The sequence below is a fragment of the Pedobacter nototheniae genome, from assembly GCF_004335085.1.
Lineage (GTDB): Bacteria > Bacteroidota > Bacteroidia > Sphingobacteriales > Sphingobacteriaceae > Pedobacter > Pedobacter nototheniae.
The window spans coordinates 61,331-85,622 of the sequence record NZ_RQRS01000023.1 but is presented as its reverse complement, the minus strand read 5'-3'; the positions used below and the strand labels follow the sequence as shown (position 1 = coordinate 85,622).

Below are 24,292 nucleotides of genomic sequence, written 5' to 3'. Positions count from 1 at the left end.
CGATGAAAAATATTAAAACTAAAACAGCACTATTCCTGCTCCTTATGGTGGGCATATTCGGAGCTTGCAAAAAGAATCCGCTTTCTTACAGTAAAGATATTGTAGCCTTTAAATTTATTGTAAAGGATGATCTTGGTGTAGATAAAGAATATAATGGCGTAATTTCTAACAATGAAATTGTGGTTTCCTTACCCATAAATATAGATGTAACCGACTTAAAAGCAAGCTTTACCATTAACAATGAACGTACAATTGTTATGGTAGGAAACCAAGTACAGGAAAGTGGCATATCAGAACAAAACTTTACAAACCCAATAAAGTATAATGTTAAGGCAGAAGATAAAAGCATAAAAAGCTATACCGTAAGCGTAGATAAAAAGGTTTCACTTAAAGCTTTCGGGTTTTATAAAGAGGATAACCCTACATTAACAACTGATTATATTGGTATTATTAAAGGTTTAGCTGTGCAGGTTAGCCTACCAGAAACTGTTAATTTAACCACATTAGTTGCCCGTTTTGAAACTTCTACTGGCGCAATCCTAAAAGTTAATACAACCACTCAAGAGAGTAAAAAAACACCTAACGATTTTACCAATACAGTGGTTTATACCTTTACAGAATCATCCTTACCAGCGCCCTTAAATTATACAGTTTCAATATCAATTTTAGGAAGGCAATGGAGTTTAATGAGTGCCAATTTAACTGGATTAACTACTGCTGTAGGCATAAAAATAGCGGTAAATCCAATTACTAATTATCCTTATTTCATTTATCAGCGCAGCGGAAAAGATGAAGACGGTGTCGCAATTCCTACCGATAATAAAAAAATAGCGGTAATTGGTTATTCTGGCTCAAGCTGGGCAAATGTTGGCCCTGCAACCGGTGTTTCTGATTTTAGAGCTGATGTACCTGGAATTGCTTTTAGTACCGAAGGTGTGCCATATATTGCTTATAAAGATTACCTAAACGGCGATCAAAAAGCAACGGTTCAAAAATTTAATGGCTCCGCATGGACAGTTGTGGGTACCAGTCGCTTTACCCCTATTAAAGTTGATTATTTATCACTTGCGCTATCTTCAACCGATGTTCCAACAATAGCGATGGCTAAAAACGGCACAGATGCATCTGGTGTTCCTGCCAGAGGTTTATATGTAACCAATTATGGCTCATCATGGAATGCAATTACCCCTCCAGGTGGCATAACTGTTTTTTACGATCAGATTATCAGAGGCTTGGATGGAAAAATTTATGTGGGCATAATGGATAGAAGTACCGGTGTAAATAAACCATCACTATATAAATACGATAATAACGTTTGGAGTGCTGTTGGGCAAACATCCTTTACAGCTCCTGATGGGATGGTGGGTTTTCAAACCGTAAGCATTGCTATTGATAAAAATGGCGAAGCTTACCTCGCCTTTCAGGTTGCACCTTCATCCGGTAGGTTAAACCATGTAATGAAATTCAATAAATCAGCAGGTACCTGGCAAGAACTTGGTAGCCCAGTATCAAGCGGTGGCGAGAAGGATAAATTTGTTCTTTTAGTTGATGGTGATGGCGTGCTGTATTTCGCTTATGCAAATGCATCTTCAGTTTCTGTAAAAACCTTTAATAAGGAAACCAACAACTGGAATACCGAAAGAAAGGTAATTAAAGAAAAAGTTAACGAATTTGATATGCAGGTAGCTCCCGATGGAACGATTTATTTAGTGGCTAGTATTGCTGCAGATAATAAAACCGTAGCTTATAAATACGCCAAGTAAAATTTTTAATAATTAATGCTCCACCCATCATAAAGAAATTTATGGTGGGTTTTTTATTTAACAAAATGATAACCTTAAATGAATATTTTTTGCTTTTTAATGGCAGGAATGAATATAAGTTTACACTTTTGTTGGAAATTTAATCAGATCAACTTATACTACATTGAAGGAAGAAAACGAAAAGCCTGAAAAGCAAAAGCTTCAAAGGGGTTTACAAAACAGGCATATCCAATTAATTGCCCTTGGTGGTGCCATTGGTACTGGCTTATTTTTAGGTATAGGCCCTGCGGCTGTACTTGCTGGTCCATCTGTAATTTTAGGTTACGCACTTGCCGGCATTATTGCATTTTTTATTATGCGCCAGCTTGGCGAAATGGTTGTAGAAGAACCAGTTTCGGGCAGTTTTAGTCATTTTGCATATAAATATTGGGGTTCTTTTCCTGGTTTTGCATCTGGCTGGAATTATTGGGTACTCTATATTTTGGTAAGCATGTCTGAATTAACTGCAATTGGAATTTATGTACATTTCTGGTGGCCCGAAGTGCCTTTATGGACATCAAGTTTATTCTTTTTTGTTGCCATAAATGCTTTAAACTTAACCTCTGTAAAAGTTTATGGCGAAGCCGAATTTTGGTTCTCCATAATTAAAGTAGTTGCAATTATTGCCATGATTATTTTTGGCGTTTATTTATTATTAAGCGGCTCTGGCGGAGAACATGCCTCGGTTACCAACCTTTGGAATGATGGTGGCTTTTTTGCCAAAGGCTTATTAAATGACGATGGAAAAGGGCATTACCAGGGTTTATTTGCCGCAATTGCCTTAATTATGTTTTCTTTTGGTGGTTTAGAATTAATCGGAATTACTGCTGCAGAAGCTGAACAACCAGAAAAAACAATCCCTAAAGCTACCAACCAGGTAATTTATAGAATCCTTATTTTTTATGTTGGCGCCTTGGTTATTTTGTTTTCACTTTCTCCATGGAAAAGCATCACAACAGATAGTAGCCCCTTTGTAATGGTTTTTGAAAGCTTAAAAGGATTTCAATTTACACTTGCAGGCAAAACCATTTATTTTACCAGCATAATTGCCAATGTGCTTAATTTGATTGTTTTAACAGCTGCATTATCCGTTTACAACAGTTGCGTATATAGCAATAGCCGCATGCTTTATGGCTTGGCAGAACAAGGTAATGCCCCTGCTTTTTTATCTAAATTAAACAAAAGCCATGTTCCTGTTAAAGCAATTTTAGTATCAGGATTATTTGCTGCCATATGCATTATTATTAACAAACTGATTCCTAAAGAAGCACTTGAAATTTTAATGTCTTTAGTGGTTTCTTCTCTTATTATTAACTGGTTAATGATAAGTATTACACACTTAAAATTTAAAAAAGCAAAACAAGCAGCTGGCATTAAAACCAAATTCCCATCTTTTATTTATCCACTTTCAAATTATATCTGTCTTATATTTTTAGTAGGCATATTGGTAATGATGTGGATAACAGGATTAAAAATCTCTGTAGAGCTAATTCCAGGCTGGTTAATCCTTTTATACCTATGTTATTTAGTGGTGAATAAAAGAAAGCAAAAAATTCAAAATAAGCAGGCTTAAATTATAATAGTTAAGCCTAAAAATGCCTGTAGTTTAATTGTAATTACAGGCATTTTTTTATGGTAAAAGTTTGTTGTTAATGGCAAATGTTGTAAGCTGACTAACACTATTTACACCCATTTTTTTAAAAATATTTTTACGGTGAGTTTTCACAGTATGCTCAGATATAAATAGTTTATCAGCAATATTGGCACTTGTTAAGCCATTTACAATTAACTTAATAATTTCAATTTCCCTTTCGCTTAAATTGTATACAGGATGGTTGTTTGGCTCAAGAAAATCATTAACATTATCAAAATAAGATTTGCTACTCATCACCCTTTCAATGGCATCCAAAAGATCTTTACTTCCCCTACTTTTAAGTAAACAACCATCTGCCCCTGCTTTAATTAATTGGTTTACATAAGTTTTTTCAGGAAACATGGTTAAAATAATCACCTTAGTTGTTGGGTAATTCTTTTTAACCCATTCTGTACACTGTATGCCGTTCATTTTAGGCATATTTATATCCATAATCACCACATCTGCACGCCTGTTCAGCATTAAATTAATCAATGCCTCACCATCTGCTGCTTTACCTATAATTTTTAATGCCGGTTGTGCCTTTAAAATCTCAATTAATCCATCAACCACTATCGCGTGGTCATCGGCTATATAAACAGTTGTTTCGTTCATAAATTACCTAATTCTAAAATATAAGTCGTTCCATTACTGGTAGAGTCGAACGTAAGTTTGCCATTAACATAACCAACACGAGAGTTTATATTGCTAATTCCCATTCCGTTAGAAACATTATTCATTTCAAAACCTTTACCATTATCTTCATAAATCAAGGTAATTTCCTTTTCTATCAAACTAATTTCCAGCCTTACCTCTGTAGCCATGGCATGCTTTAAAGTATTGGTAAATAACTCCTGAATAATTCTGTAAAGCTGTATGGAAATGCCTTCGGCAATAGGTTGCGCCAAATCTACAATGGCTGTTACCTTTATTTTACCCGAATCGCTAATCGCTTCGCAAAGCTGCTCTACAGCAACCTTTAACCCAAAACCAGATAAAGTTCTTAAATCCAATGCATGCGAAAGCTTTCTAATTTCATCACCAAGGTTTTCTGTCAAAACATTAATTTTATTATTTAGCGTTTTAATCTCCTCAAAATCTTCCTTTGCTACAGCCAAATCACTATATATTTTTAACGTAGCCAGTAAGCCACCAACATTATCGTGTAATTCTTCTGCAATGCGTTTTCGTTCTCGTTCTTGCGCTTCTATTAAAGAATAAACTGATTGAAGTTCTTGCTGTTGCATTAATTTTTCTATCTCACGATATGCATTGGCTTTAACAGAAAGCTTACGTTGATAAATGTATACGAAATAAATAATGGCAATCATCATCAACACCATTGATGAAGTTCCGAGGATGAGGTAAATCAGTTCCGACATTGTAAACGGGTTAGTAATAAGCCATAACTGATGATTATATTTTTTAAAATATTGGAAACCGATTGAAATACCCAGGCATTATTAAAAAAACCTTCTGGCTTGCCAGATAATATTTCTGTACCCATTAAATAGGTAAATAACGACCCTGATGCATAGATTAGCAAACCCGCGGCAATAATAAATACTGGTCTTTGTTCTAGCGGGGTATAATCTTCATCATCCTGATATAGTTTATGAAAATAAAGCAAACCCATAATGATTAATAAAAGCATGTTTAATGTCCACGCAACAGAGTTAAACGTATAAATATTTTGTATAAAAAGTGTATTAATAGCATTAAACACCAATAAAACCACAATACCCCAATAATTTATACGCCTGAGAATAAGGTAACTGTAAAAGCAATAAACCAATGATATTTCTACAAAAGCCAGCACGTGATATACCGGCATACTGTTAAAGTATAATTCTGCCAATACTAAACTAAAAATTTTAAGCGATGCAGATATTATGAAAAAGATGCCTATTAAATTATAAGGCATCTTTTTTTGAGCGAAAAAAATCCAGCAGATTAACGGTAAGGATTCAGATACATCAGATATTGAAGATATAGAAAAAATGATTTCCTTAAAGCTTACCATACGCAATATTTACTCTTATCTTCTGATTTATAAACATTTGAAGATAGATAAAATATGACGTTCTTTATTTTTGCTTAACAGATTTATATATAATTTTTCTTCTTTTGTTCGTATAAAGTCAACCCACATTGGTTTGGGCAAGGTCTCGACTCACCAAGAATAAATTCTTCCCCCCGGGCACTTTTATCATTTAAAGATACTTCATCCTTAACATCATAAAAGTCGGTGCCATCACACTTTACTGGTAGTATAAATAAATCTTTAAAACAACCATCTTTTGGATCCAGAGGGAAGTCGGCATCATTGCGTTGAGAATAAGCGTAATAAATACGAATACCTTTAATATCTTCATTTTGTGCAGCCGTATCATTGTATTTATCAATATTGGCTAATAATGTTTTAAGCTTGTTTAAACCAAATGTGTGCCCATAAATCAATCCTTCATCACTAGGATCAGGAATACGTTCGGTTTGGAAATATTCTTTCAAATAGGCTTCCGCCGTGCCCGAGGAAATAAAATTACCTGCATTTTCTAAATTTACCGCCATACGATCACAAGCAGTAACATTTAATTTTTCTTCAATTGAATTTGACATGTTAATTTATTTTAAGGTTTATAATTATTTATAATAAAAACACAAGTGCCTTATCTCTATTTAAATCTTTAGCTTAACCAAAAATCAATCTAAAACGAGAGTTATACAATACCCCTACAGTGGTATATTTTTCTATGCAAACTGCTCTATAATAAATAGCCTTATTGATAATTTTTTATGATGTATTGCTTCACGCCCTCACTTCAGTTCACAAAAAACGATAGCCTTAAATGATCTTAAATGTCTTATATGGTTTTAATATAATTCTCATGCAATTCTTTTATCCGCTGCCGCGGGGGCTTTATTCTTTTTGACAACAAAAAGAACCAAAAATTGCCGGCTCGCAATTTTTCTGTTTAAGGCAGTGGGTGGGCTTTGATCGTGCTCCCCGAATAATTGACCATGCCGATGGAGAGCTTAACTAAAAAACAGTGGTTTGGACTTGTTAGTGGATTAAGCGTGCTATAACAACGGTTTATAATATTTCTTTACGTCTTTGCGAGGCACGAAGCAATCTTACCCAACAATAGATTATTATGATTTTATCATGTATTGCTTCACGCCCTCACTTCAATTCGCAAAAAAACGATAGCCTTAAATGATCTTAAATGTCTTATATGGTTTTAATATAATTCTCATGCAATTCTTTTATCCGCTAGCCGCGGGGGCTTTCTCTTCTTTGGGCAACCAAAGAAGCAAAGTTGCCGGCTCGCAATTTTTCTGTTTAAGGCAGTGGGTGGGCTTTGATCGTGCTCCCCGAATAATTGACCATGCCGATTGAAAGCTTAACTAAAAAACAGTGGTTTGGATTTGTTAGTGTGTTAAGCGTATTGCTATAACAACGGTTTATAATATTTCTTTACGTCTTTGCGAGGCACGAAGCAATCTTACCCAACAGTAGATAATTATGATTTTATCATGTATTGCTTTCCCTCTCACTTTAATTCACAAAAAAACGATAGCCTTAAATGTTCTTAAATGTCTTATATGCTTTTAATATAATTTTCATGCATTTCTTTTATCCGCTAGCCGCGGGGGGCTTTATTCTTTTTGACAACAAAAAGAACCAAAAATTGTCGGCTCGCAATTTTTCTTTTTAAGGCAGTGGGTGGGCTTTGATTGTACTCCCCGAATAATTGACCATGCCGATGGAGAGCTTTACTAAAAAACAGTGGTTTGGATTTGTTAGGGTGTTAAGGGTATTGCTATAAAAACGGTTCATAATATTTCTTTACCGTCTTTGCGAGGCACGAAGCAATCTTACCCAACAGTGGATAATTATGATTTTAGCATGTATTGCTTCATGCCTCCCATTGCTTCAATTCGCAAAAAAACGATAGCCTTAAATGTCTTATATGGTTTTAATGTAATTCTCATGCATTTCTTTTCCGCTAGCCGCGGGGGCTTTATTCTTTTTGACAACAAAAAGAACCAAAAATTGTCGGCTCGCAATTTTTCTGTTTAAGGCAGTGGGTGGGCTTTGATCGTGCTTCCCGAATAATTGACCATGCCGATTGAAAGCTTAACAAAAAACAGTACTTTGGATTTGTTAGGGTGTTAAGCGTATTGTTATAAAAACGGTTCATAATATTTCGTTACGTCTTTGCGAAGCACAAGCAATTATTTCCAACTAATACTAAAGGACAAGCGCTTATTAATTAATTTAATTTCAATATTTAATTAAAGAACAAAAATTAACATTACTTTACATACCGAATCACCCTACAAACTGTAAGTTTATTTTTAATCTCTGTTCGTATTTAATAATTACAAATACTTACACCACATTGTCCCTTTTAATTACTTACAATCATTACAATTCTTTCATATCATTAAAAATTAGGCAAAGCGGTTGCAAACGTTCTGTTAAGATAACCAATACTGGGGTTTCCAGTTTCGCTAAAGCCGGCCATGCGTAAAAGGCAGCAAAATAATCATACAAATAAATAATTTAAAGAAACAACATGCCAATTACCAATTTAAACAACACGCATTTAACATTAGATGCAGTTACAGCCGCAAAAGATGCTTTAACAAAGCTTGAAGATTCATTAAGCTTAATTACAACCAACCTGGTTGCAGAAGAACGCCAAAAATACGGTAGCATTAACGAGCAAAATAAACTACTTGTAAATAAAGTGCAGGATTACCAACAAAGCCAACCACAATTGGGTACTACGCAGGTAGATTGGGCTGAGTTTGCCAGAGATTACAGCAGCCGTTTATTAATGGAAAGTTTAATTGCCAGATTGGAGAGCATTACGATCAGATTACATAATGCTAAAACACTGCACGATTATGATAACTATCAGGCGGCACTTGTAGATTATGGCTATACCAATTTTATGGCTGGTACAGGCGCCGATGCATACGAAATTAAATTTAACGACTTGAAACAGTTTTTTGGTAGAACGAAACCTGCTCAAACCAGTACCAACCTATAAAATACTAGTCTGGATAGGTGCTGAAGTGCTCCGTTGCGGTTGTTAACCCCAACGGAGTAATTTTAAACCCCAACCGAGGGGTTCCTAACCGTAAATTTGGGGTACTTAACCTCAAGTTTTACGTTAAGCAACCCCAAATTATATGTAAAGAACCTAAACGGAACAGTATAGAACCCCAACACATATATCCTGACCCCTATCGGAGCGGTTAGTAACCAAAAAGTTTCGGTTTATAACCTATAATTTATGGTTACACAACGCCAAATTATAAATTAATAACCCTAATGGGTGCTCTAGGAAGCTCAAATTATATATTTAGAACCTTAGCCCAATAGTGCAAAAGAGCAAATTATAGGTTCTCTCCTTAAGTGTATGTTTTTTTGAAGCCAATTAAACGTAAATCACTAGTTAACAATATTTAGTATTAACTAAAATACCACCAATTTCTATAATAATACCACTAAGGAGGTATTGTTTGCCGCCAGGCATAGTAGGTAATTTTGAATAAACAAACTCAAAATCACTTTACAAAATGAAAACTCTACGCTCAATTTTTATACTGGCAGTATGCTGGTGTAATATATCGATGGCACAAACCGCCGGAGATGTTTTGGAACACGGAATTAAAATCCAACCAGATAAAAAAATCTTCTTCTACTACGATCAAAACGACTTTAAAGTTTATGTAGGTAAAAGCCTTGAAGACAAAACAAATGCAGCAAATTTTCTACCCGTTAAAGACTCCACAATTTACTTAATACAAGGCAATGGCATTAACCTTTATATGCGCCCAGTAAATCCTTTAAATTATAGCTATACTGGAGTAAGCACATTAGTAGTAGATCCAGTTAGAGAAGCCGCTACAAAGGCTTTAGGCTCTATTGGCGATGTTCTTGAAACAGCAATGGATTCAGACAAACTTAAAACAGTAACTAAAAACCTGGGCACCCTGGATTCTGGACAGGGAGCTAGTGCATGCGCAAAATCGGAAACAATTATATTAGAGCTGAATTCGATAAAAAAACTACTCGAAATTGATAAAAAAACAAGTCAAATAACCATTTTCAAAGATTTAAAAGAACTTGATTTCATAAATGAGCAAGAAACAATAGATAGTGTTAAAAACATAGCGATAAGAATTAGTGTTATTGGAAATCATTATTCATCAATTGAAAAAAAAATTAATGAACTACAAGATGAAATTAAATCTTATGAATGTCCAAATGAAGATCTTTATGTAAAAAAATATGTTTTCAATGGCGTTCTTGATAAGTTATCAGCTGCGAATAACGAGCAGAAAAAGAGGCTTGATAATTTAACAGCAGTATTCAATCTGGTTAAAAAAGCGCAACAAACAGCCAGTAAAGGTGGCAATGCTTCAGGATTAAGCTGGTGTTTCCAATTAAATAATGCATTACCAGCAGATGGTAAAATTTCTATCTATGATGTTTCTTTAAAAGAAACTGGATATAAACTATCCGACGATCAGGAAATTGTTGCGGCGGCAACAAAAGATAAGTTAAAAAAGACTTTAAGGATTAGAGAGTTTAATCGTTTTATACCTGAAGTTTACGTTGGTACAGCCTTTACATTTATAAAATATAATACTTACGGAACAGTAACGGATGCAACCGGACAGCAGTTTATTGGAACGCCTACAGAAAATAGGCTTCGAAACTTTAATGTTGTTACAATGATTAATTTTAATTACTTCATTGAAAAATCAGACTTACATCCATTTTTTCAAATCGGCGCAGGTATTAATACTGGTATTCCAGCATTTTTAACAGGTGCAGGTATACGTATTAATTCGAACGGACTTAAAAGATTGGCCGTATCTGGTGGTATTGCAATGACGTGGATAAAAGAATTAGATAAACTTAAGGTTGGCGATAAGATATCAGGAACGGATGATATTGAAAAAGATTTACAATATCAGTTTACATGGCCACCTAAACCTTACATCGCTTTGCAATATAAGTTTTAACAAGATATTGAGATTTTCATTTTAAAAAAGCATCCAAGTTTAGGATGCTTTTTTTTAACTAAAACAACCAAAGTATAGCCATCAACGCTGTTATAGAAATTATAATCCAAAGAATTAATCCTTGCAATAAAGGCTTTAAACCAACACTTTTTAAAATGGTGAAGGATAAGCCACTTCCGATTAAAAATAAGGTTAGCGTTAAGCCTATTTTTGATAAATACACCACGTATGGCGCCAACAAATGGATGGATGAGAAGTAAGTATTTGCAAGCAGGGCCAATATAAAAAGACCAATAAAATAAGGCACTTGTACTTTAGAGCGATTGCCTTTAAACAATAAAATGGCTAAAAATGTTAAGGGTACAATCCACAAAGCACGGGCAAGTTTTACTGTTGTCGCAATTTCTAAAGCCTGCGCACCATATCTATTTGCTGCCCCTACTACCGAGCTGGTATCGTGTATGGCAATTGCACACCACATGCCAAATTGGGTTTGAGTAAGATTAAACGCATGCCCTATAACTGGAAAAACAAATAAAGCAACCGCATTTAAAACAAACACAATACCTAAGGCTACAGAAATTTGTTTTTCTTCGGCATTAATTGCTGGTGATATTGCTGCAATGGCACTGCCACCACAAATTGCAGTTCCGGCAGAGATTAGAAACGAAGTTTTTTGATCGTTTTTCATCAATTTTCCTAATAAATAACCCGCACTTAATACCAATAAAATTGAACAAACAGTTAGTAAAAATCCAGATCGCCCTGCATGCAAAGCAGTTGTAATATTCATGCCGAAGCCTAAACCTACAACAGATATTTTTAACAGAAAATTTGTAGCCTTATGGTTATATATCGGGAAAGGATGTTTGAGAATTTGAGCATAAAATATACCCATAACTAAGGCAACTGGTGCCGTAATAATTGGAAAAAGACATAAGCCTGCCCCTGCTAAAAAAATAATTTTATTTGCACCATAAGGTAGCTTTAAAGAACTACTGGTTAGGATAGATTTAAACGTTTTCATATTCTTTGTTTTGTTGTACAAAGGACATGTTTGTTTAATAACCAATCAAATACCAAATATTAATCTTTCATTACCTCAGGTTATAATGATTGATGGCGAAACTTAAAAAAGTTTGGCTTAAAGCATCCTGCATGCCGTGTAAATAGATAAAATAGAAATAACGCTCAATGCTTAAACCCTTTACATCTATAATGGTTAAATCGCCATTATGCAGCTCTTTAGCTACGGCATGCACTGAAATAAAAGCTAAGCATGGCGAAAATGATAAATAAGACTTTATCGCTTCTGTACTACCTAAATGGACATCTACATTAAGATTTGAGAGATTTAAGCCAATTTCTTTTAAAGCATAATCAATTACATCAAGCGTACCAGAACCCTGTTCTCTTAATACAAATCGCTCTTTAAGAAGTTCTTCTGGTTTAATTTCTATTTTTTGAGCAAGTGGATGTGTTTTACTGCATACCAACACAATCTCATCTTTAATAAACTCGGTATAACTAATTTGCTGATTTTTTATATGCCCTTCAACAATGGCAATATCAATATCCTTATTTAAAATGGCTTCTTCTATTTGTTGGGTATTACCATTAATGAGTAGCACTTTAGTTTTTTCAAAACGATTTTTAAAATCTGCAATTAATGGTACAATTACATATTGAGCAATTGTAGAACTTGCACCTAGCCGCAGCAATCCCTCCTGCTGTTGTACTAAAGCCAACATTTCGAACTCAATATTTCTATATATCGCAGATAAATTTTCTGCATACTTATATAAAATTTTGCCCGCTTCGGTAAGCTTTATTCTGTTCCCGTTTCTATCGAATAGCTTGTTTTTATACTGCTTTTCTAATTCCTTTATATGCTTGGTTACTGCAGGCTGGGTAATAAACAATTGATTAGCAGCCCTGCTAAAACTTAACTCTTTAGCAACTGTATAAAAAACCTCTAATCGAAAATCTGCCATTAATTAAGAATCGAATTTTTATTTAAGAAAAACATAAAGATATTAATTCTCATCAGTAGAAGATGATTAACCTGCCATATTACAGCCCATAAATATTATTAAATATAAGTTTCTACAATTAAGCAAATATTTTCGTGTAAAAAACTAATGTAAAATCATACAAAAAACAAGCTACAACAACTACAAAATTAATTTCATGTAAAAAACCGTTATTGATACTTTGTAAATAAAAAGTTACCCTAAATTTGATTAATCATCCCAAAAGAAATGTTGTCTACCTTAATTTTAAAATACAATGGGATAAAACCGCCTTTCAAATAATACTAATCGTATTATTAAATCCACCAAAAAACAAAACAAAATATCGTTTTTTTTAATAGTCATTATTTTTTTCATCTAAATTTTAACCTCTACTACGCCTATGCAATAAGATCAAATTCAAAATAAATTTCTAACTAACCATTACCCCATGAAAACTAACTTATTAAAATCAAAACTAAGCTATCTGCTTATTTTCCTAGCTGGAACCGCTGTTGCCATCAGCTGCAAAAAAAACAATAATTCAAACACTCTGCCCGAGGAGGAAACAACGGAGTTAACAAAAACAGAACTATCTGCCATTGCAAAAGCAGGCTTTTCGCCCTTTAATGTGATCAAAAAAGATGGTGGATATCTTGTAGAGGGTGATATTTTTTTGGATGCAAAAAACATTGCTAATCAACAGGCCATTGTAAGCGATTTAAGAAACAATAAAACCAGTACAGAGCAGTACCGAACAACTAATATTGTAAGTGTGAATACTTCAAGAGAGTTGAAAATTAAGGTAGATGCAGGTGCTTCTCAAACTGTATTTAGTAATGCTACAACCGAAGCCATTAAACGTTATAACGACCTTAAGCTTAAATTAACTTTTAGACTTTTAGGGGCTGCTTCTACAGAAACCGCAGACATTGTTATTAATGGAGCCGATTTAGGTACTGCATCAAATGGAGGTACAATACTAGGTCAATCTGCTGGTTTTCCTAGCGGCGGTAACCCTGCTTCGCCAATTAAATTAAGCAATGTTGTATATAACGCTAATTACAATAATAACAACCTGTTAGCCACAGTAATTGCGCACGAGATAGGCCATGCAATCGGTTTTAGACATACTGATTACATGAACAGAGCATATAGCTGTGGTGCATCCTTTAGTGCAGCTACCGTAAAGCAATACAAAAAACTATATCCTACACGTAATTTAGAGAATGAAGAGGATTTAAGTTTTATTATTAGTGATATGAATGGCACTGCAAACGATAGTCCGGGTGCAATATTAATACCAGGAACACCTTCAAACCCTGATCCAAAATCGTGGATGTTGGCTTGTTCAGATGGCACCAATCGCCCATTTACTACTTATGATTTGGTTGCGATTAAAGGACTTTATCCAGTAAAATAACGAACCATATTTGATCTTATAGAATGGGTAGCGGAGAAATCGGCTACCCATTTTTTTGCAAATAATTGCAAAAACTATTCATTATACAACTTCATTTTCAGCCAAATTTCTAACGGATCGAAATAAAGCGCTAACCTCATTCCAGCTGTTCACCCGTTCATGCCTATCGATATTGCTATTATGTGCTGCACTGAACATAATGGCTTTACCTTTACAAAAATCGAGGTTTTTGCAGTGGTCATCAATCAAATAATCGGTATCAATTACGCTTTTATCACCACACATAATAATATTTCTCCAGGATATAAAAGGAAAATGCTCCTTTAACCATTCAAATTTTTCAAAAAGTGAAAGAGGAAATTCCATTGCAGCCGTTACAATATAAACTTCAAAATGTTGCATCAGTTCTTTTACTACTTCAACAGCATTTGGCATTACTGGCAAAGTGCGAAAAAACCCCGCTGTGTTTATAAACCTCCAAATGGCATCTTTATCAGGAAAAGCCTCAGGTTCAGGCTTGCCAAGCATCTCTTCGCGGGTAATTAAAACGCCATAATCTCTATAGTACCATTCTATAAATTGGGCTTCTATATCTGCCAAAACACCGTCCATGTCTATAGCAATTGTTGGTTTCTTATCTTTCATTTTGCAATTATTTGCAACAAATATATTAATTATTGCAAAATATTGCATTATATCGCAAAAATTAATTTTTATATTTGTTTAATGATAAAGGCAGAAAGACAGGATTTAATCCTCGAACATTTATTAAAAGATAAGAAAGTATTACTTGATCAAATTAGCAAGGTGCTTAAGGTATCAGAGGATACGGTACGACGAGATATTAAAGAATTATCTGATAAGGGGTTGCTTAAAGCTGTTAGAGGGGGTGCTATCCAGCGTTCTTCTATGCCTATTCATTTTAAAGACAGGCAGAATATTGATGTTGCACATAAAAAAATAATTGCTGAAAAGGTATTGGAGTACATCAAACCAGGAATGGTTTTACTGGTAGATTCAGGCACTTCTGCCCTTGCTGTTGTATCAAATTTACCAAAAGATATTGCCCTTACAGTAGTTACAAATAGCTTTCCTGTTGCTTCTGTTCTGGAAGATCATGAAAAAATAGAAGTTCTTTTTATTGGTGGTATGCTAAATAAAGTTTCATTTTCTACTACAGGATATGAAACCATTCAAGCCATTAGAAACATTAGGGCTGATTTATGTTTATTAGGAATTTGCAGTATTGATTTAAACTTAGGCGTTACCGGTGCAGAATATGAAGATAGTTTGATTAAGAGAGTAATGGTAGAAACATCAAAATGCACCATTGCGCTTTCAACTTCTGATAAGTTAGGAACATCTGACTCGTTTTATATTTGTGCAGCAAATTCACTCAACATCATCATTACAGAAGCTGATCCAAAATCGGTTAATTTAAGTGCATATATTGGTGCAGGTATAGAAATCAGGTAAGAAAAAATCCTACCCTATTTGCTAAAAACAATTTTACTAGAAATTAATTCAAAAGGAAAAATATTCCAACTGAATTACCATTTAAATCTTAAAAACTTCGAAAATTTTACCCTTTTTTACTGCCAAATATTACGCAGAAAACGCTAAAACCACCAAGAATAAATACCACTCCAAGAATAAAATTTACTGTATCTCCCATTCTGTAAGGTAGAGAAATCATTTTATAAAAAATTACATTTTCCTGATTAAATTCAATAAATAATCTTCCCATTAAGTTTAAACCTACTTTTTAACACTATAAAGCAACTATTTAAAATAAATAATCACTACAGGTTGTAAGAAAGTTTAATCTGTAAGTACAATTTCGATCCATCGATTATTATAAGTTGTTGTGATTTGTTCAATATTTAGAGCGGAGATATATTTCGTAGCTTTTCTAAAATAGATAATTACTTTTGTTACTATGCTAAAAATAGGAATCGCAGAGGATGACATCAAAATAGCATCTCTTTTAAAATCTGCACTGGAAGAAAATGGCTATGAAACTGTTGTTGTAAACAACGGCATGGATGCACTGGAATTATTTTCTTCCCAAACTTTCAACTTGTTAATTTTAGATATTATGATGCCTGGAATAAATGGGTTGGATCTTTGCAAACAACTAAGAAAGAGCGATCGGCAAACACCTATTTTGATGTTAACGGCACTAGGCACCATTGATGACAAAGTTACCGGCCTTGAAACTGGTGCTGATGATTATTTGGTAAAACCATTCCATTTAAAAGAATTATTAGCAAGAGTTGCGGCCTTACTGAGGCGACAGGAAACCCAAACTTTAAAAAATGAACACGAGTTGTGTTTCGAAGATTTATGCCTTAATACCTACAACAAGGAAGTAAAAAGAGCAGGTATCCCTATTGATTTAACAGCGAAGGAATATATTTTACTAGAGCTTTTTCTTCGCAACCCTAACCGTTTACTTTCTCGGCAATTTATAGCAGAACAAGCTTGGGATATTAGCTTTGAAACAGGTACAAATGTTATTGATGTGTATATTAATTTTTTACGCAAGAAAATAGAAAAGGGCTTTGATAGAAAATTGATCCACACCAAAATAAACATGGGGTATATTTTAAAATAGATGAATGAAAATAAAAGATAGACTGTCTCTTTATTTTACGTTAATAAGTACTACCATGCTACTGGCAGTGCTTTGCACCATTTATTTCACTTTTTTAAAGTTTTTAGAGGCTGATTTTTTCACTCGTTTAACCGATAGAACAATGGTTACGGCAAAACTTTATCTGGAAGCTGATGAAATTTCAAGAGATGCCTTGAATAAAGTAAGGCACCAGTATTTAGAAAAATTAAATGGTGAAGTTATACGTGTATACGACTCAAAAAATAAGGCCACTTTTATTGGTGATTCTGCACAATATTGGACTAGTGTAACGATTGATAAAGTAAGAAAGGCAGGCAAAATTCAATTTAAGGATGGACAGAAACAGGTTGTAGGAATTTATTATAAGGATAACCAGGGTGATTTTGTAATTCTAGCTTCAGCAATTGACCAAAGCAGTCATTATCGGCTAGATAAATTACTAAAAATTATGGTTGTTGTATTTTTACTCATTTCATTAATTTTATTAATATCAGGTCGTTGGGTTGCCAGCAGAATGCTTTTACCGCTTCAAAGATTAATGAAGGAAGTAAAAATGGCTAACTCAGGTAATATGGAATTTAGAGTTAGAGAGGAAGATAATAAAGATGAAATAAGTTTGCTGGCTCATAGTTTTAACCAGCTCATGGAAGAATTGGAACAAGCTTTTATCTTACAAAAAACTTTTGTTGCCAATGCTTCTCACGAATTAAGAACACCAATTACAAGGGTTATAATGACTGCAGAGCTTGCCCTAAGCAAAGAAAGAGAAAAGGAAGACTATAAAAAAGTGCTTCAATCTATTTTAGAAGATTCGGGCAAAATGGATCACATTATTACAGGTTTGCTTACCCTTGCCCGTACCGATTTGGAACTTGCAACTTCGCATCTGGTAGCTGTTAAGCTGAATGAAACGCTTTTTGCCATTCAACAAGATTGGAAGAACAATTATGGTTTTAACTTGATCGTTAATACAAAATACGATCAAAAAGATCAGCCAATTATTACAGCAAACCCCATTTTACTTAATATAGCATTGAATAATATTATTTCTAATGCGTTTAAATTCTCAGAAAATCAACCTGTTGAATGCACTTTAGAAAGCAATTTAACAGAATGGATTTTAAGCGTTAAAGACAATGGTATTGGCATTGCCGAAAGCGAAAAAGAAGAAATTTTTAAACCTTTTTATAGTCGCTCAGATAAGCAAAAGGGAGAAGGCATGGGTTTATATATGGCATCAAAAATAGTTGCACTTTTTAAGGGGAAAATAGAAATAAACTCTTCAAAAAGTGAAGGAAGTTCCTTTATTATTCGTTTCCCAAAACTTTAATCCCGTTTTAATCTGCGTTTAATTTCGGTTTAATTCGCTACGGATAGCTTTGCCGAATGAAGATTATCCGAATACTTTTTGCATGTGTATTTATACTAGCCGCACAGGTTGGTTATGCCCAAAAAGATAGTTTAAAGCTAGATTTAATGCAGGCAGAACGTCTGTTTCTATCCAACAATTATGATCTTATTGCTTCTAATTATGAAATTGACCAGGCAAAAGCAGAAATTATTACGGCGAAATTATTTGACAACCCTGAGTTGAGTTATGAAAATCTTTTTTATAACCATGAAACTAAAAAGTTTTTAGAAACATCTTACGCTACAGGGCAATATAGCGTACAAATTGCCCAGCTATTTAAGCTTGCCGGTAAACGAAATAAAAATATAAAACTTGCTCAGGCTGGTGTTAAACTTGCAGAATTTGAATATTTCGACCTCATCAGAACATTGCGTTTTCAGTTAAGAAATACTTTTTATAAAACTTATTATTCCGAGCAAACTTTAAAAGTTTATGAGCAACAAATTAACTCTAGTCAGCAGTTGCTAAAAGCTTACGAGCAGCAATTGGCTATGGGAAATGTTGCTTTAAAAGATATAATCAGAATTAAATCCCTAATGATTAGTCTTAAAGCCGAGAAAACGGAGTTATTAAATAACCTGGAAGATAATTATAGGGATCTTAAAATTTTATGTGGCATCCAGGCAAATCAAAGCATTAGCCTAACGTTGCCTGCAACAATTAATGAACCGTTGATTGAAAAAATCCCCTATGCCGTGTTATTGGATTCTGCACAAACCAATCGTGCCGATTTAAAACTTGCAAAAGCCACTTTACTTTACAATGAAACCAATTTAAAACTTCAAAAAGCTATGGCTGTGCCTGATGTAGAAATATCACTCAGCTATGATTTAAAGGGTAATTATCCGGATAAGTACACAGGCTTAGGTGTTAAAATTCCCCTTCCACTTTTTAATAGAAACCAAGGAGAAATAAAAAAGGCTAAAATAGGAATTGATGCTGCTACAAGTAACATTAAAAAATCGCAGTCACTTTTAGAAAATGAAGTTTACAATAGTTATAAAACAGCACTTAGGGTAGAGCGGCAACATGCGGATATAGACCCAAAGTTTAGCGCAGATTTCGATTTGTTGTTAAGTGGCCTAATCAAAAACTTTCGGAGTAGAAATGTAAGCTTAATAGAATTTATTGACTTGTACGATGCTTATAAAGAAAGTACTATTCAACTTAACAATCTTCAATATGAGCGTATGAGCACCCGAGAAGAAATTAATTATGTAACTGGTTCAAATATCTTCAAATAAACAATATGGCTAATCAAAACAAAAATATAGTGGCGGTTTTACTTCTTTCTACCATTGGTTTAAACTTTGCCTGCAATAAGCAAAGAACAGCTACAACGGCAGAAAAATTTGTCATTACTGATTCCTTGCTTAATCGCCTCCAAATGGATACTGTACAACAGGCAAACAGCAAAACGGATTTAACTTTCTCTGCTAAAATTACGGCCGATGAGGAGCACAAATCGGATATTTTCCCAATGGTTAGCGGAACTTTGCATCAAATAAATGTAAAGCTCGGCGATCAGGTTAAGCAAGGGCAAACTTTAGCAACACTTTCAAGCTCGGAAATGGCTGGCTTTGATAAGGAAGCCATTGCTGCATCAGCCGAATTGAGAAATGCCGAGCGCACGTTAAAACAAGCAGAACAACTTTTTGAAAGTGGAATATCTTCTGCTAAAGAGCTGGAAGAAGCTAAAAGTGACTATCAAATTAAAAAAGCAGAAGTTAAAAGAGCCAGTTTGGTCCTTAAATTAAATGGTGGCAGTAAAAGTGGAACATACAGTATCAAATCGCCAATAAATGGCTTTATTATTCAAAAAAATGTAACCAGCAATATGCAGCTTCGAGGAGATAATGATAAAAATTTATTCACCGTTGCTGATCTTTCTACCGTTTGGGCGATGATTAATATTTATGAATCAGACATTTCTCGCATCCATCAGGGAGATGAAGTAAGCATCTCCCTGTTATCCTACCCAGATAAAGAATTTAAGGGCAAAATTGACAAAATATATAACATGATTGATCAGGATAGTAAAGTAATGAATGCCCGTGTAACCATTTCAAATCCTGGCTTTTTGCTTAAACCGGGTATGCTTGCAACCGTAAAAGTTGCAGCTACTTCTGGTAGTAACTTGCCTGTTGTAAACTCTCGTGCCGTTATTTTTGACGAGAATAAAAACTACGTTTTAGTGCTTAATCCCGAACGAAAAGTAAGCATTCGGGAAATTGAAATCGGACGTAAAACAGCTGATAAAATTTATGTAAAAAAGGGCTTAAATCCTGGCGAACAGGTTATTTCTTCGAAGCAGGTTTTTCTGTTTGAAAGCCTTAAAAACTAAATCCAAATTTCTTACTATATAATTCTGCTGTAATGAATAAATTCATTAAGAATATCATCGGTTTTGCCTTAAAAAACAAATATTTTATATTTTTTGCCACATTTATACTGATTCTTGCAGGCTATTTAAGCTTCAAAAATACAACAATCGATGCCTTCCCGGATGTAACCAATACCAACATTACCATTATTACGCAATGGCCCGGAAGAAGTGCCGAGGAAGTGGAGAAATTTGTAACCCGACCGCTAGAAATAGCAATGAACCCTACTGAAAAGCGAACCAGTATCCGTTCCTCTTCTTTATTTGGTTTATCTATTGTTAAGGTAACTTTTGAAGATGACGTAAACTATGCTGAAGCCAGGGTGCAGGTAAATAATCACCTGACCGAAGCCGATCTTCCAGCAGGCATTCAACCAGAAGTGCAGCCACCTTATGGCCCAACTGGAGAGATTTTTAGATACACCCTTAAAAGCGATAAAAAATCTGTTAGAGAGCTTAAAACTCTTCAAGATTGGGTGGTTCAACGAGAATTGTTATCCGTTTCGGGTATTGCTGATGTAGTAAGTTTTGGTGGGGAGGTTAAAACCTATCAAATTACCGTAGATCCGCAAAAAGCAATACAATACGGAGTAAGTGCTACCGAATTGTTTGAGGCTGTATCAAAAAGTAATATTAATGTAGGTGGTGATGTTATTATTCAAAGCGGACAAGCTTATGTAGTACGAGGAATTGGCGTTTTAAATAATATAGATGAGATTAGAAATGTAGTAGTTGATAATGTTAATGGCACCCCTGTTTATGTAAAAACCATTGCTGATGTGTCTGAATCTGCATTACCAAGACTTGGGCAAGTTGGTCGCGACTATGATCCTGATGTGGTTGAGGGCATTATTGTGATGCGCAAAGGGGGTAATCCAAGTGAAGTAATTGCTAGATTAAAGGAAAAAATAGCCTATATTAATAAAAACGTACTACCAGAAGACGTAAAAATCGATCCGTTTTATGATCGCGAAGATCTGGTAAATTATTCTGTGCATACAGTTATGGGCAACATGCTTGAGGGCATTTTGTTTGTAACCTTCATTGTATTCCTTTTTATGGCAAATTGGCGTACAACATTAATCGTTTCAATTGTAATTCCACTTTCCCTATTATTCGCGTTTATTTGCCTAAAGCTAAAGGGTATGCCTGCCAATTTACTCTCTATGGGCGCAATAGATTTCGGAATTATTATAGATGGAGCCGTAGTAATGGTTGAAGGAATTTTTGTTGCGCTAGATTATCAGGCCAGAAAAGCAGGTATGGATCGCTTTAATAAAATGAGTAAACTGGGCTTTATAAAAAAGGCTTGCATGGAAAATGCAAAAGGTATAATGTTTGCCAAACTCATCATTATTACTGGGTTACTTCCCATATTTACCTTTGAAAAAGTAGAAGGAAAAATGTTTTCACCATTGGCATGGACATTAAGCTTTGCCTTACTTGGTGCTTTAATTTTAACATTTACACTGGTACCTGCTTTGGCAAGTGTATTATTAAAGAAAGATGTAAAAGAAAAACACAATATCTTTTTAGAATTTATTACCAAACAAACCTTGAGGTTTTATGATGCCTGTTTTAAAAGAAAAAAACTCGCTTTTACAGTCTCAATTGTTATCCTACTGGTTGGAATATCAAGTTTTAAGTTTTTAGGGACCGAATTTTTGCCAAGCTTGGATGAAGGCTCTATTTATGTGCGTGCAACAGGGCCTTTGAGTATTTCACTTGATGAAACTAAAAAACTCTCTAATGATATCCGTAAGATTTTTTTAAGTTTTGAGGAAGTAAAACAAGTAATGTCGCAAACCGGGCGACCGAATGATGGAACTGATGCAACAGGTTTTTATAATATGGAGTTTCATGTAGATATTTACCCGAAAAAAGAGTGGAAAAGAAAGCAGAGTAAAGAGGAACTGGTAGAACGAATGCAGGAGAAGCTGAAGGGGTTTCCGGGTATTACGCTTAACTTTTCACAACCCATTTCTGATAATGTTGAAGAGGCCGTATCAGGTGTTAAAGGCTCTATTGTTGTTAAAATGTTTGGTGATGATTTTCACTTCATAGAAAAAGAGGAAGAAAAAATTGAATCGATTTTAAAAACTGTTGATGGTATTGAAGATTTAGGAATCCTTAGAAACCTCGGTCAGCCAGAACTCCAGATTAACCTCGATCAGAAAAAAATGGCTCTTTATGGGGTAAGTACTGCCGATGCAAATGCGGTTATAGAAATGGCAATTGGAGGAAAAGCAGCCACACAAATTTATGAAGGTGAACGCAAATTCGATTTGATTATCCGCTATCCTGAAGATTTTAGAAACGATGAAAGCTCAATCAGTAAACTAAGAATCCCTACCCTTTCTGGCTCCAATGTGCAATTGGGAGAAATCTCTTCCATTCGTAAAATTACTGGTCCAAGTATGATTTATCGAGATAAACACCAACGTTACGGCGCCATTAAATTTTCGATAAGAGGTAGAGATATGGGGAGCGTTATTGCAGAAGCACAGCAAAAAGTAAATGAAAAAATAAAATTACCTAAAGCTTATAAACTGGAATGGGCAGGCGATTTCGAAAATCAACAACGTGCCATCGCAAGGCTAAGTCAGGCTGTACCAATAAGCTTGTTACTAATTTTCATCATCCTATTTGTACTATTAGGAAATATTAAAGATTCATTGCTTATTTTAAATAATGTTCCCTTTGCTATGGTTGGTGGTATTTTAGCCTTACTTGCAACAGGCGTAAACTTTAATATATCGGCAGGAATTGGTTTTATTGCTCTATTTGGAATTTGTGTGCAAAATGGTGTTATTTTGATGACTCGCTTTAAACATAATATTGGAGAGCTTAAACACCATGAAAACTGGACTTTTGCAGATTCTATTAGAGATGCCATTACCAGAAGATTTAGACCAGTATTGATGACTGCAATGATGGCCGTTATTGGATTAATTCCGGCAGCTGTTTCTACCGGAATTGGTGCAGAAGCATCAAAACCTTTAGCAATTGTGGTTATTGGCGGTTTAATTACAGATACCGTATTTAATTTATTTATTTGCCCAATTGTTTTTTATTGGTCATACCGCAAAAAAGTTGAAAAAATTAAAGCAATACAGGCTTAAAATAATTGGTTTAAGAAACGAAACTTAAAGATAAATCTCCATTCTACCCCAAATTTTAAGGGAAGAATGGAGATTTGTTATTTATTACCTTTCCATGAAACCATATAAACAGATTATAGAAAAATAATTATACAGCCTTAAATTTATTAAGGATATTTGCATCAAATTTATAGATAGCCCATGCAGAATATAAAAAACGTAATTTTCGATTACGGAAACGTAATATTTGATATTGATTTCAGAATTGCTCAAAATGCATTTCAAAAACTAGGCGTTAGTGATATAGAAAATTTCTTCGCTCACAAAGGTCACAATAAAATCTTTGATGATCTTGAAACCGCTTCAATTACACCAGCAGAATTTAGAGCTGAAATTAGAAAGGCTGCAAATAATGATAACCTTACCGATCAGCAGATTGATGATGCATGGAATAGTTTATTAATTGGTACAATACAAGAAAATCACGATTTACTTTTAAAGGTTAAGGAAAAATACCGCACTTTCCTTTTAAGTAACAATAATGAAATTCATTACAATTGGATCATAAATTACCTTAAAGCAACGTTTAAAATTAATAATTACGATGATTATTTTGAACGTGCTTATTTTTCGCAACACATGAAATTGCGTAAACCTAATACCAATATTTTCGAACAGGTTATTAAAGAAAATAACTTAAACCCTGCAGAAACACTTTTTATTGATGATAGCCCGCAACACATTGAAGGTGCTAAAAAAGTAGGCTTGCAAACTTTGTTAATGACAGAGAAACCGGCTCAATTGGAAGATTTCTTAAAAAAGAATGGAATTTTATAAAT

Annotated in this window: 20 protein-coding genes; 12 read left to right on the top strand and 8 right to left on the bottom strand. The window is 34.4% G+C overall.

The features are described 5' to 3' along the window. Positions 1-2 precede the first annotated feature (2 nt). Both EHC72_RS18265 and EHC72_RS18260 read left to right on the top strand, forming a co-directional pair. Positions 3-1,763: a Kelch repeat-containing protein gene (locus tag EHC72_RS18265; protein ID WP_131539152.1), complete on the top strand. Its 1,761-nt coding sequence runs from the start codon at positions 3-5 to the stop codon at positions 1,761-1,763. A 163-nt stretch (positions 1,764-1,926) separates the two neighbouring features. Next, positions 1,927-3,375, top strand: a complete 1,449-nt coding sequence (locus tag EHC72_RS18260) for an amino acid permease (RefSeq protein WP_131539151.1) — start codon at positions 1,927-1,929, stop codon at positions 3,373-3,375. A 57-nt stretch (positions 3,376-3,432) separates the two neighbouring features. Here EHC72_RS18260 and EHC72_RS18255 read toward each other — a convergent pair whose 3' ends face one another. From EHC72_RS18255 to EHC72_RS18240, 4 genes are all read right to left on the bottom strand, one after another. After that, complete coding sequence (locus EHC72_RS18255; RefSeq protein WP_131539150.1) at positions 3,433-4,050, bottom strand: response regulator transcription factor; 618 nt, start codon at positions 4,048-4,050, stop codon at positions 3,433-3,435. Further along, on the bottom strand, positions 4,047-4,817 hold the full coding sequence (locus EHC72_RS18250) for a sensor histidine kinase (RefSeq protein ID WP_131539149.1): 771 nt from the start codon (positions 4,815-4,817) through the stop codon (positions 4,047-4,049). Before EHC72_RS18250 ends, EHC72_RS18255 begins: the two co-directional genes overlap by 4 nt. Continuing rightward, positions 4,805-5,269, bottom strand: coding sequence for a hypothetical protein (locus EHC72_RS18245; protein WP_165585867.1), 465 nt, complete (start codon positions 5,267-5,269; stop codon positions 4,805-4,807). Before EHC72_RS18245 ends, EHC72_RS18250 begins: the two co-directional genes overlap by 13 nt. 272 nt (positions 5,270-5,541) lie before the next feature. Continuing rightward, positions 5,542-6,054, bottom strand: coding sequence for a hypothetical protein (locus EHC72_RS18240; RefSeq protein WP_131539147.1), 513 nt, complete (start codon positions 6,052-6,054; stop codon positions 5,542-5,544). A gap of 1,964 nt (positions 6,055-8,018) precedes the next feature. Between EHC72_RS18240 and EHC72_RS18235 the strand changes: the two genes are divergently transcribed. Together EHC72_RS18235 and EHC72_RS18230 are read left to right on the top strand one after the other, a co-directional pair. Then, complete coding sequence (locus EHC72_RS18235) at positions 8,019-8,498, top strand: hypothetical protein (protein WP_131539146.1); 480 nt, start codon at positions 8,019-8,021, stop codon at positions 8,496-8,498. A gap of 532 nt (positions 8,499-9,030) precedes the next feature. Next, positions 9,031-10,485, top strand: coding sequence for a hypothetical protein (locus EHC72_RS18230; protein ID WP_131539145.1), 1,455 nt, complete (start codon positions 9,031-9,033; stop codon positions 10,483-10,485). A 58-nt stretch (positions 10,486-10,543) separates the two neighbouring features. Here EHC72_RS18230 and EHC72_RS18225 read toward each other — a convergent pair whose 3' ends face one another. Further along, complete coding sequence (locus tag EHC72_RS18225; RefSeq protein WP_131539144.1) at positions 10,544-11,512, bottom strand: YeiH family protein; 969 nt, start codon at positions 11,510-11,512, stop codon at positions 10,544-10,546. A gap of 70 nt (positions 11,513-11,582) precedes the next feature. Further along, positions 11,583-12,479 (bottom strand): LysR family transcriptional regulator, encoded by an 897-nt coding sequence (locus EHC72_RS18220; RefSeq protein WP_131539143.1) that lies wholly within the window; start codon positions 12,477-12,479, stop codon positions 11,583-11,585. Between the two features lie 469 nt (positions 12,480-12,948). Here EHC72_RS18220 and EHC72_RS22745 point away from each other — a divergent pair, with 469 nt between their 5' ends. Next, complete coding sequence (locus EHC72_RS22745; protein WP_165585866.1) at positions 12,949-13,920, top strand: M57 family metalloprotease; 972 nt, start codon at positions 12,949-12,951, stop codon at positions 13,918-13,920. Positions 13,921-14,001: 81 nt separating this feature from the next. Here EHC72_RS22745 and EHC72_RS18210 read toward each other — a convergent pair whose 3' ends face one another. Further along, positions 14,002-14,565 (bottom strand): 5' nucleotidase, NT5C type, encoded by a 564-nt coding sequence (locus tag EHC72_RS18210; protein WP_131539142.1) that lies wholly within the window; start codon positions 14,563-14,565, stop codon positions 14,002-14,004. Positions 14,566-14,646: 81 nt separating this feature from the next. Between EHC72_RS18210 and EHC72_RS18205 the strand changes: the two genes are divergently transcribed. Further along, positions 14,647-15,396, top strand: a complete 750-nt coding sequence (locus EHC72_RS18205; RefSeq protein WP_131539141.1) for a DeoR/GlpR family DNA-binding transcription regulator — start codon at positions 14,647-14,649, stop codon at positions 15,394-15,396. A gap of 106 nt (positions 15,397-15,502) precedes the next feature. Here EHC72_RS18205 and EHC72_RS22740 read toward each other — a convergent pair whose 3' ends face one another. Further along, entirely contained in the window at positions 15,503-15,667 is a 165-nt protein-coding gene (locus tag EHC72_RS22740; RefSeq protein ID WP_165585865.1) for a hypothetical protein, read from the bottom strand. A gap of 192 nt (positions 15,668-15,859) precedes the next feature. Between EHC72_RS22740 and EHC72_RS18200 the strand changes: the two genes are divergently transcribed. The 6 genes from EHC72_RS18200 to EHC72_RS18175 all read left to right on the top strand — a co-directional run bounded on the left by EHC72_RS18200 (position 15,860) and on the right by EHC72_RS18175 (position 24,290). Then, positions 15,860-16,537: a response regulator transcription factor gene (locus EHC72_RS18200; protein ID WP_131539140.1), complete on the top strand. Its 678-nt coding sequence runs from the start codon at positions 15,860-15,862 to the stop codon at positions 16,535-16,537. A 4-nt stretch (positions 16,538-16,541) separates the two neighbouring features. Further along, positions 16,542-17,888 carry a sensor histidine kinase gene (locus EHC72_RS18195; protein ID WP_131539139.1) on the top strand — a complete coding sequence of 449 codons (1,347 nt, stop codon included), beginning with the start codon at positions 16,542-16,544 and terminating at the stop codon, positions 17,886-17,888. A gap of 56 nt (positions 17,889-17,944) precedes the next feature. Further along, positions 17,945-19,213, top strand: coding sequence for a TolC family protein (locus EHC72_RS18190; RefSeq protein ID WP_131539138.1), 1,269 nt, complete (start codon positions 17,945-17,947; stop codon positions 19,211-19,213). 5 nt (positions 19,214-19,218) lie between these two features. After that, the gene (locus EHC72_RS18185) at positions 19,219-20,313 is read left to right on the top strand and encodes an efflux RND transporter periplasmic adaptor subunit (RefSeq protein WP_131539137.1); all 1,095 of its coding nucleotides are present in this window, start codon (positions 19,219-19,221) and stop codon (positions 20,311-20,313) included. A gap of 32 nt (positions 20,314-20,345) precedes the next feature. Continuing rightward, complete coding sequence (locus tag EHC72_RS18180; protein WP_131539136.1) at positions 20,346-23,474, top strand: efflux RND transporter permease subunit; 3,129 nt, start codon at positions 20,346-20,348, stop codon at positions 23,472-23,474. A 180-nt stretch (positions 23,475-23,654) separates the two neighbouring features. Then, a complete protein-coding gene (locus EHC72_RS18175) occupies positions 23,655-24,290 on the top strand; it encodes an HAD family hydrolase (protein ID WP_131539135.1) in 636 nt (211 codons plus the stop codon). The last annotated feature ends 2 nt before the right edge of the window (positions 24,291-24,292 follow it).

What these genes read in the sequence shown, in the direction of transcription:
- EHC72_RS18265 (WP_131539152.1), top strand. Translation starts at nt 3, where the DNA reads ATGAAAAATATTAAAACTAAAACAGCACTATTCCTGCTCCTTATGGTG.
- EHC72_RS18255 (WP_131539150.1), bottom strand. Translation starts at nt 4,050, where the DNA reads ATGAACGAAACAACTGTTTATATAGCCGATGACCACGCGATAGTGGTT.
- EHC72_RS18250 (WP_131539149.1), bottom strand. Translation starts at nt 4,817, where the DNA reads ATGTCGGAACTGATTTACCTCATCCTCGGAACTTCATCAATGGTGTTG.
- EHC72_RS18245 (WP_165585867.1), bottom strand. Translation starts at nt 5,269, where the DNA reads ATGCCGGTATATCACGTGCTGGCTTTTGTAGAAATATCATTGGTTTAT.
- EHC72_RS18240 (WP_131539147.1), bottom strand. Translation starts at nt 6,054, where the DNA reads ATGTCAAATTCAATTGAAGAAAAATTAAATGTTACTGCTTGTGATCGT.
- EHC72_RS18235 (WP_131539146.1), top strand. Translation starts at nt 8,019, where the DNA reads ATGCCAATTACCAATTTAAACAACACGCATTTAACATTAGATGCAGTT.
- EHC72_RS18230 (WP_131539145.1), top strand. Translation starts at nt 9,031, where the DNA reads ATGAAAACTCTACGCTCAATTTTTATACTGGCAGTATGCTGGTGTAAT.
- EHC72_RS18225 (WP_131539144.1), bottom strand. Translation starts at nt 11,512, where the DNA reads ATGAAAACGTTTAAATCTATCCTAACCAGTAGTTCTTTAAAGCTACCT.
- EHC72_RS18220 (WP_131539143.1), bottom strand. Translation starts at nt 12,479, where the DNA reads ATGGCAGATTTTCGATTAGAGGTTTTTTATACAGTTGCTAAAGAGTTA.
- EHC72_RS22745 (WP_165585866.1), top strand. Translation starts at nt 12,949, where the DNA reads ATGAAAACTAACTTATTAAAATCAAAACTAAGCTATCTGCTTATTTTC.
- EHC72_RS18210 (WP_131539142.1), bottom strand. Translation starts at nt 14,565, where the DNA reads ATGAAAGATAAGAAACCAACAATTGCTATAGACATGGACGGTGTTTTG.
- EHC72_RS18205 (WP_131539141.1), top strand. Translation starts at nt 14,647, where the DNA reads ATGATAAAGGCAGAAAGACAGGATTTAATCCTCGAACATTTATTAAAA.
- EHC72_RS22740 (WP_165585865.1), bottom strand. Translation starts at nt 15,667, where the DNA reads ATGGGAAGATTATTTATTGAATTTAATCAGGAAAATGTAATTTTTTAT.
- EHC72_RS18200 (WP_131539140.1), top strand. Translation starts at nt 15,860, where the DNA reads ATGCTAAAAATAGGAATCGCAGAGGATGACATCAAAATAGCATCTCTT.
- EHC72_RS18195 (WP_131539139.1), top strand. Translation starts at nt 16,542, where the DNA reads ATGAAAATAAAAGATAGACTGTCTCTTTATTTTACGTTAATAAGTACT.
- EHC72_RS18190 (WP_131539138.1), top strand. Translation starts at nt 17,945, where the DNA reads ATGAAGATTATCCGAATACTTTTTGCATGTGTATTTATACTAGCCGCA.
- EHC72_RS18185 (WP_131539137.1), top strand. Translation starts at nt 19,219, where the DNA reads ATGGCTAATCAAAACAAAAATATAGTGGCGGTTTTACTTCTTTCTACC.
- EHC72_RS18180 (WP_131539136.1), top strand. Translation starts at nt 20,346, where the DNA reads ATGAATAAATTCATTAAGAATATCATCGGTTTTGCCTTAAAAAACAAA.
- EHC72_RS18175 (WP_131539135.1), top strand. Translation starts at nt 23,655, where the DNA reads ATGCAGAATATAAAAAACGTAATTTTCGATTACGGAAACGTAATATTT.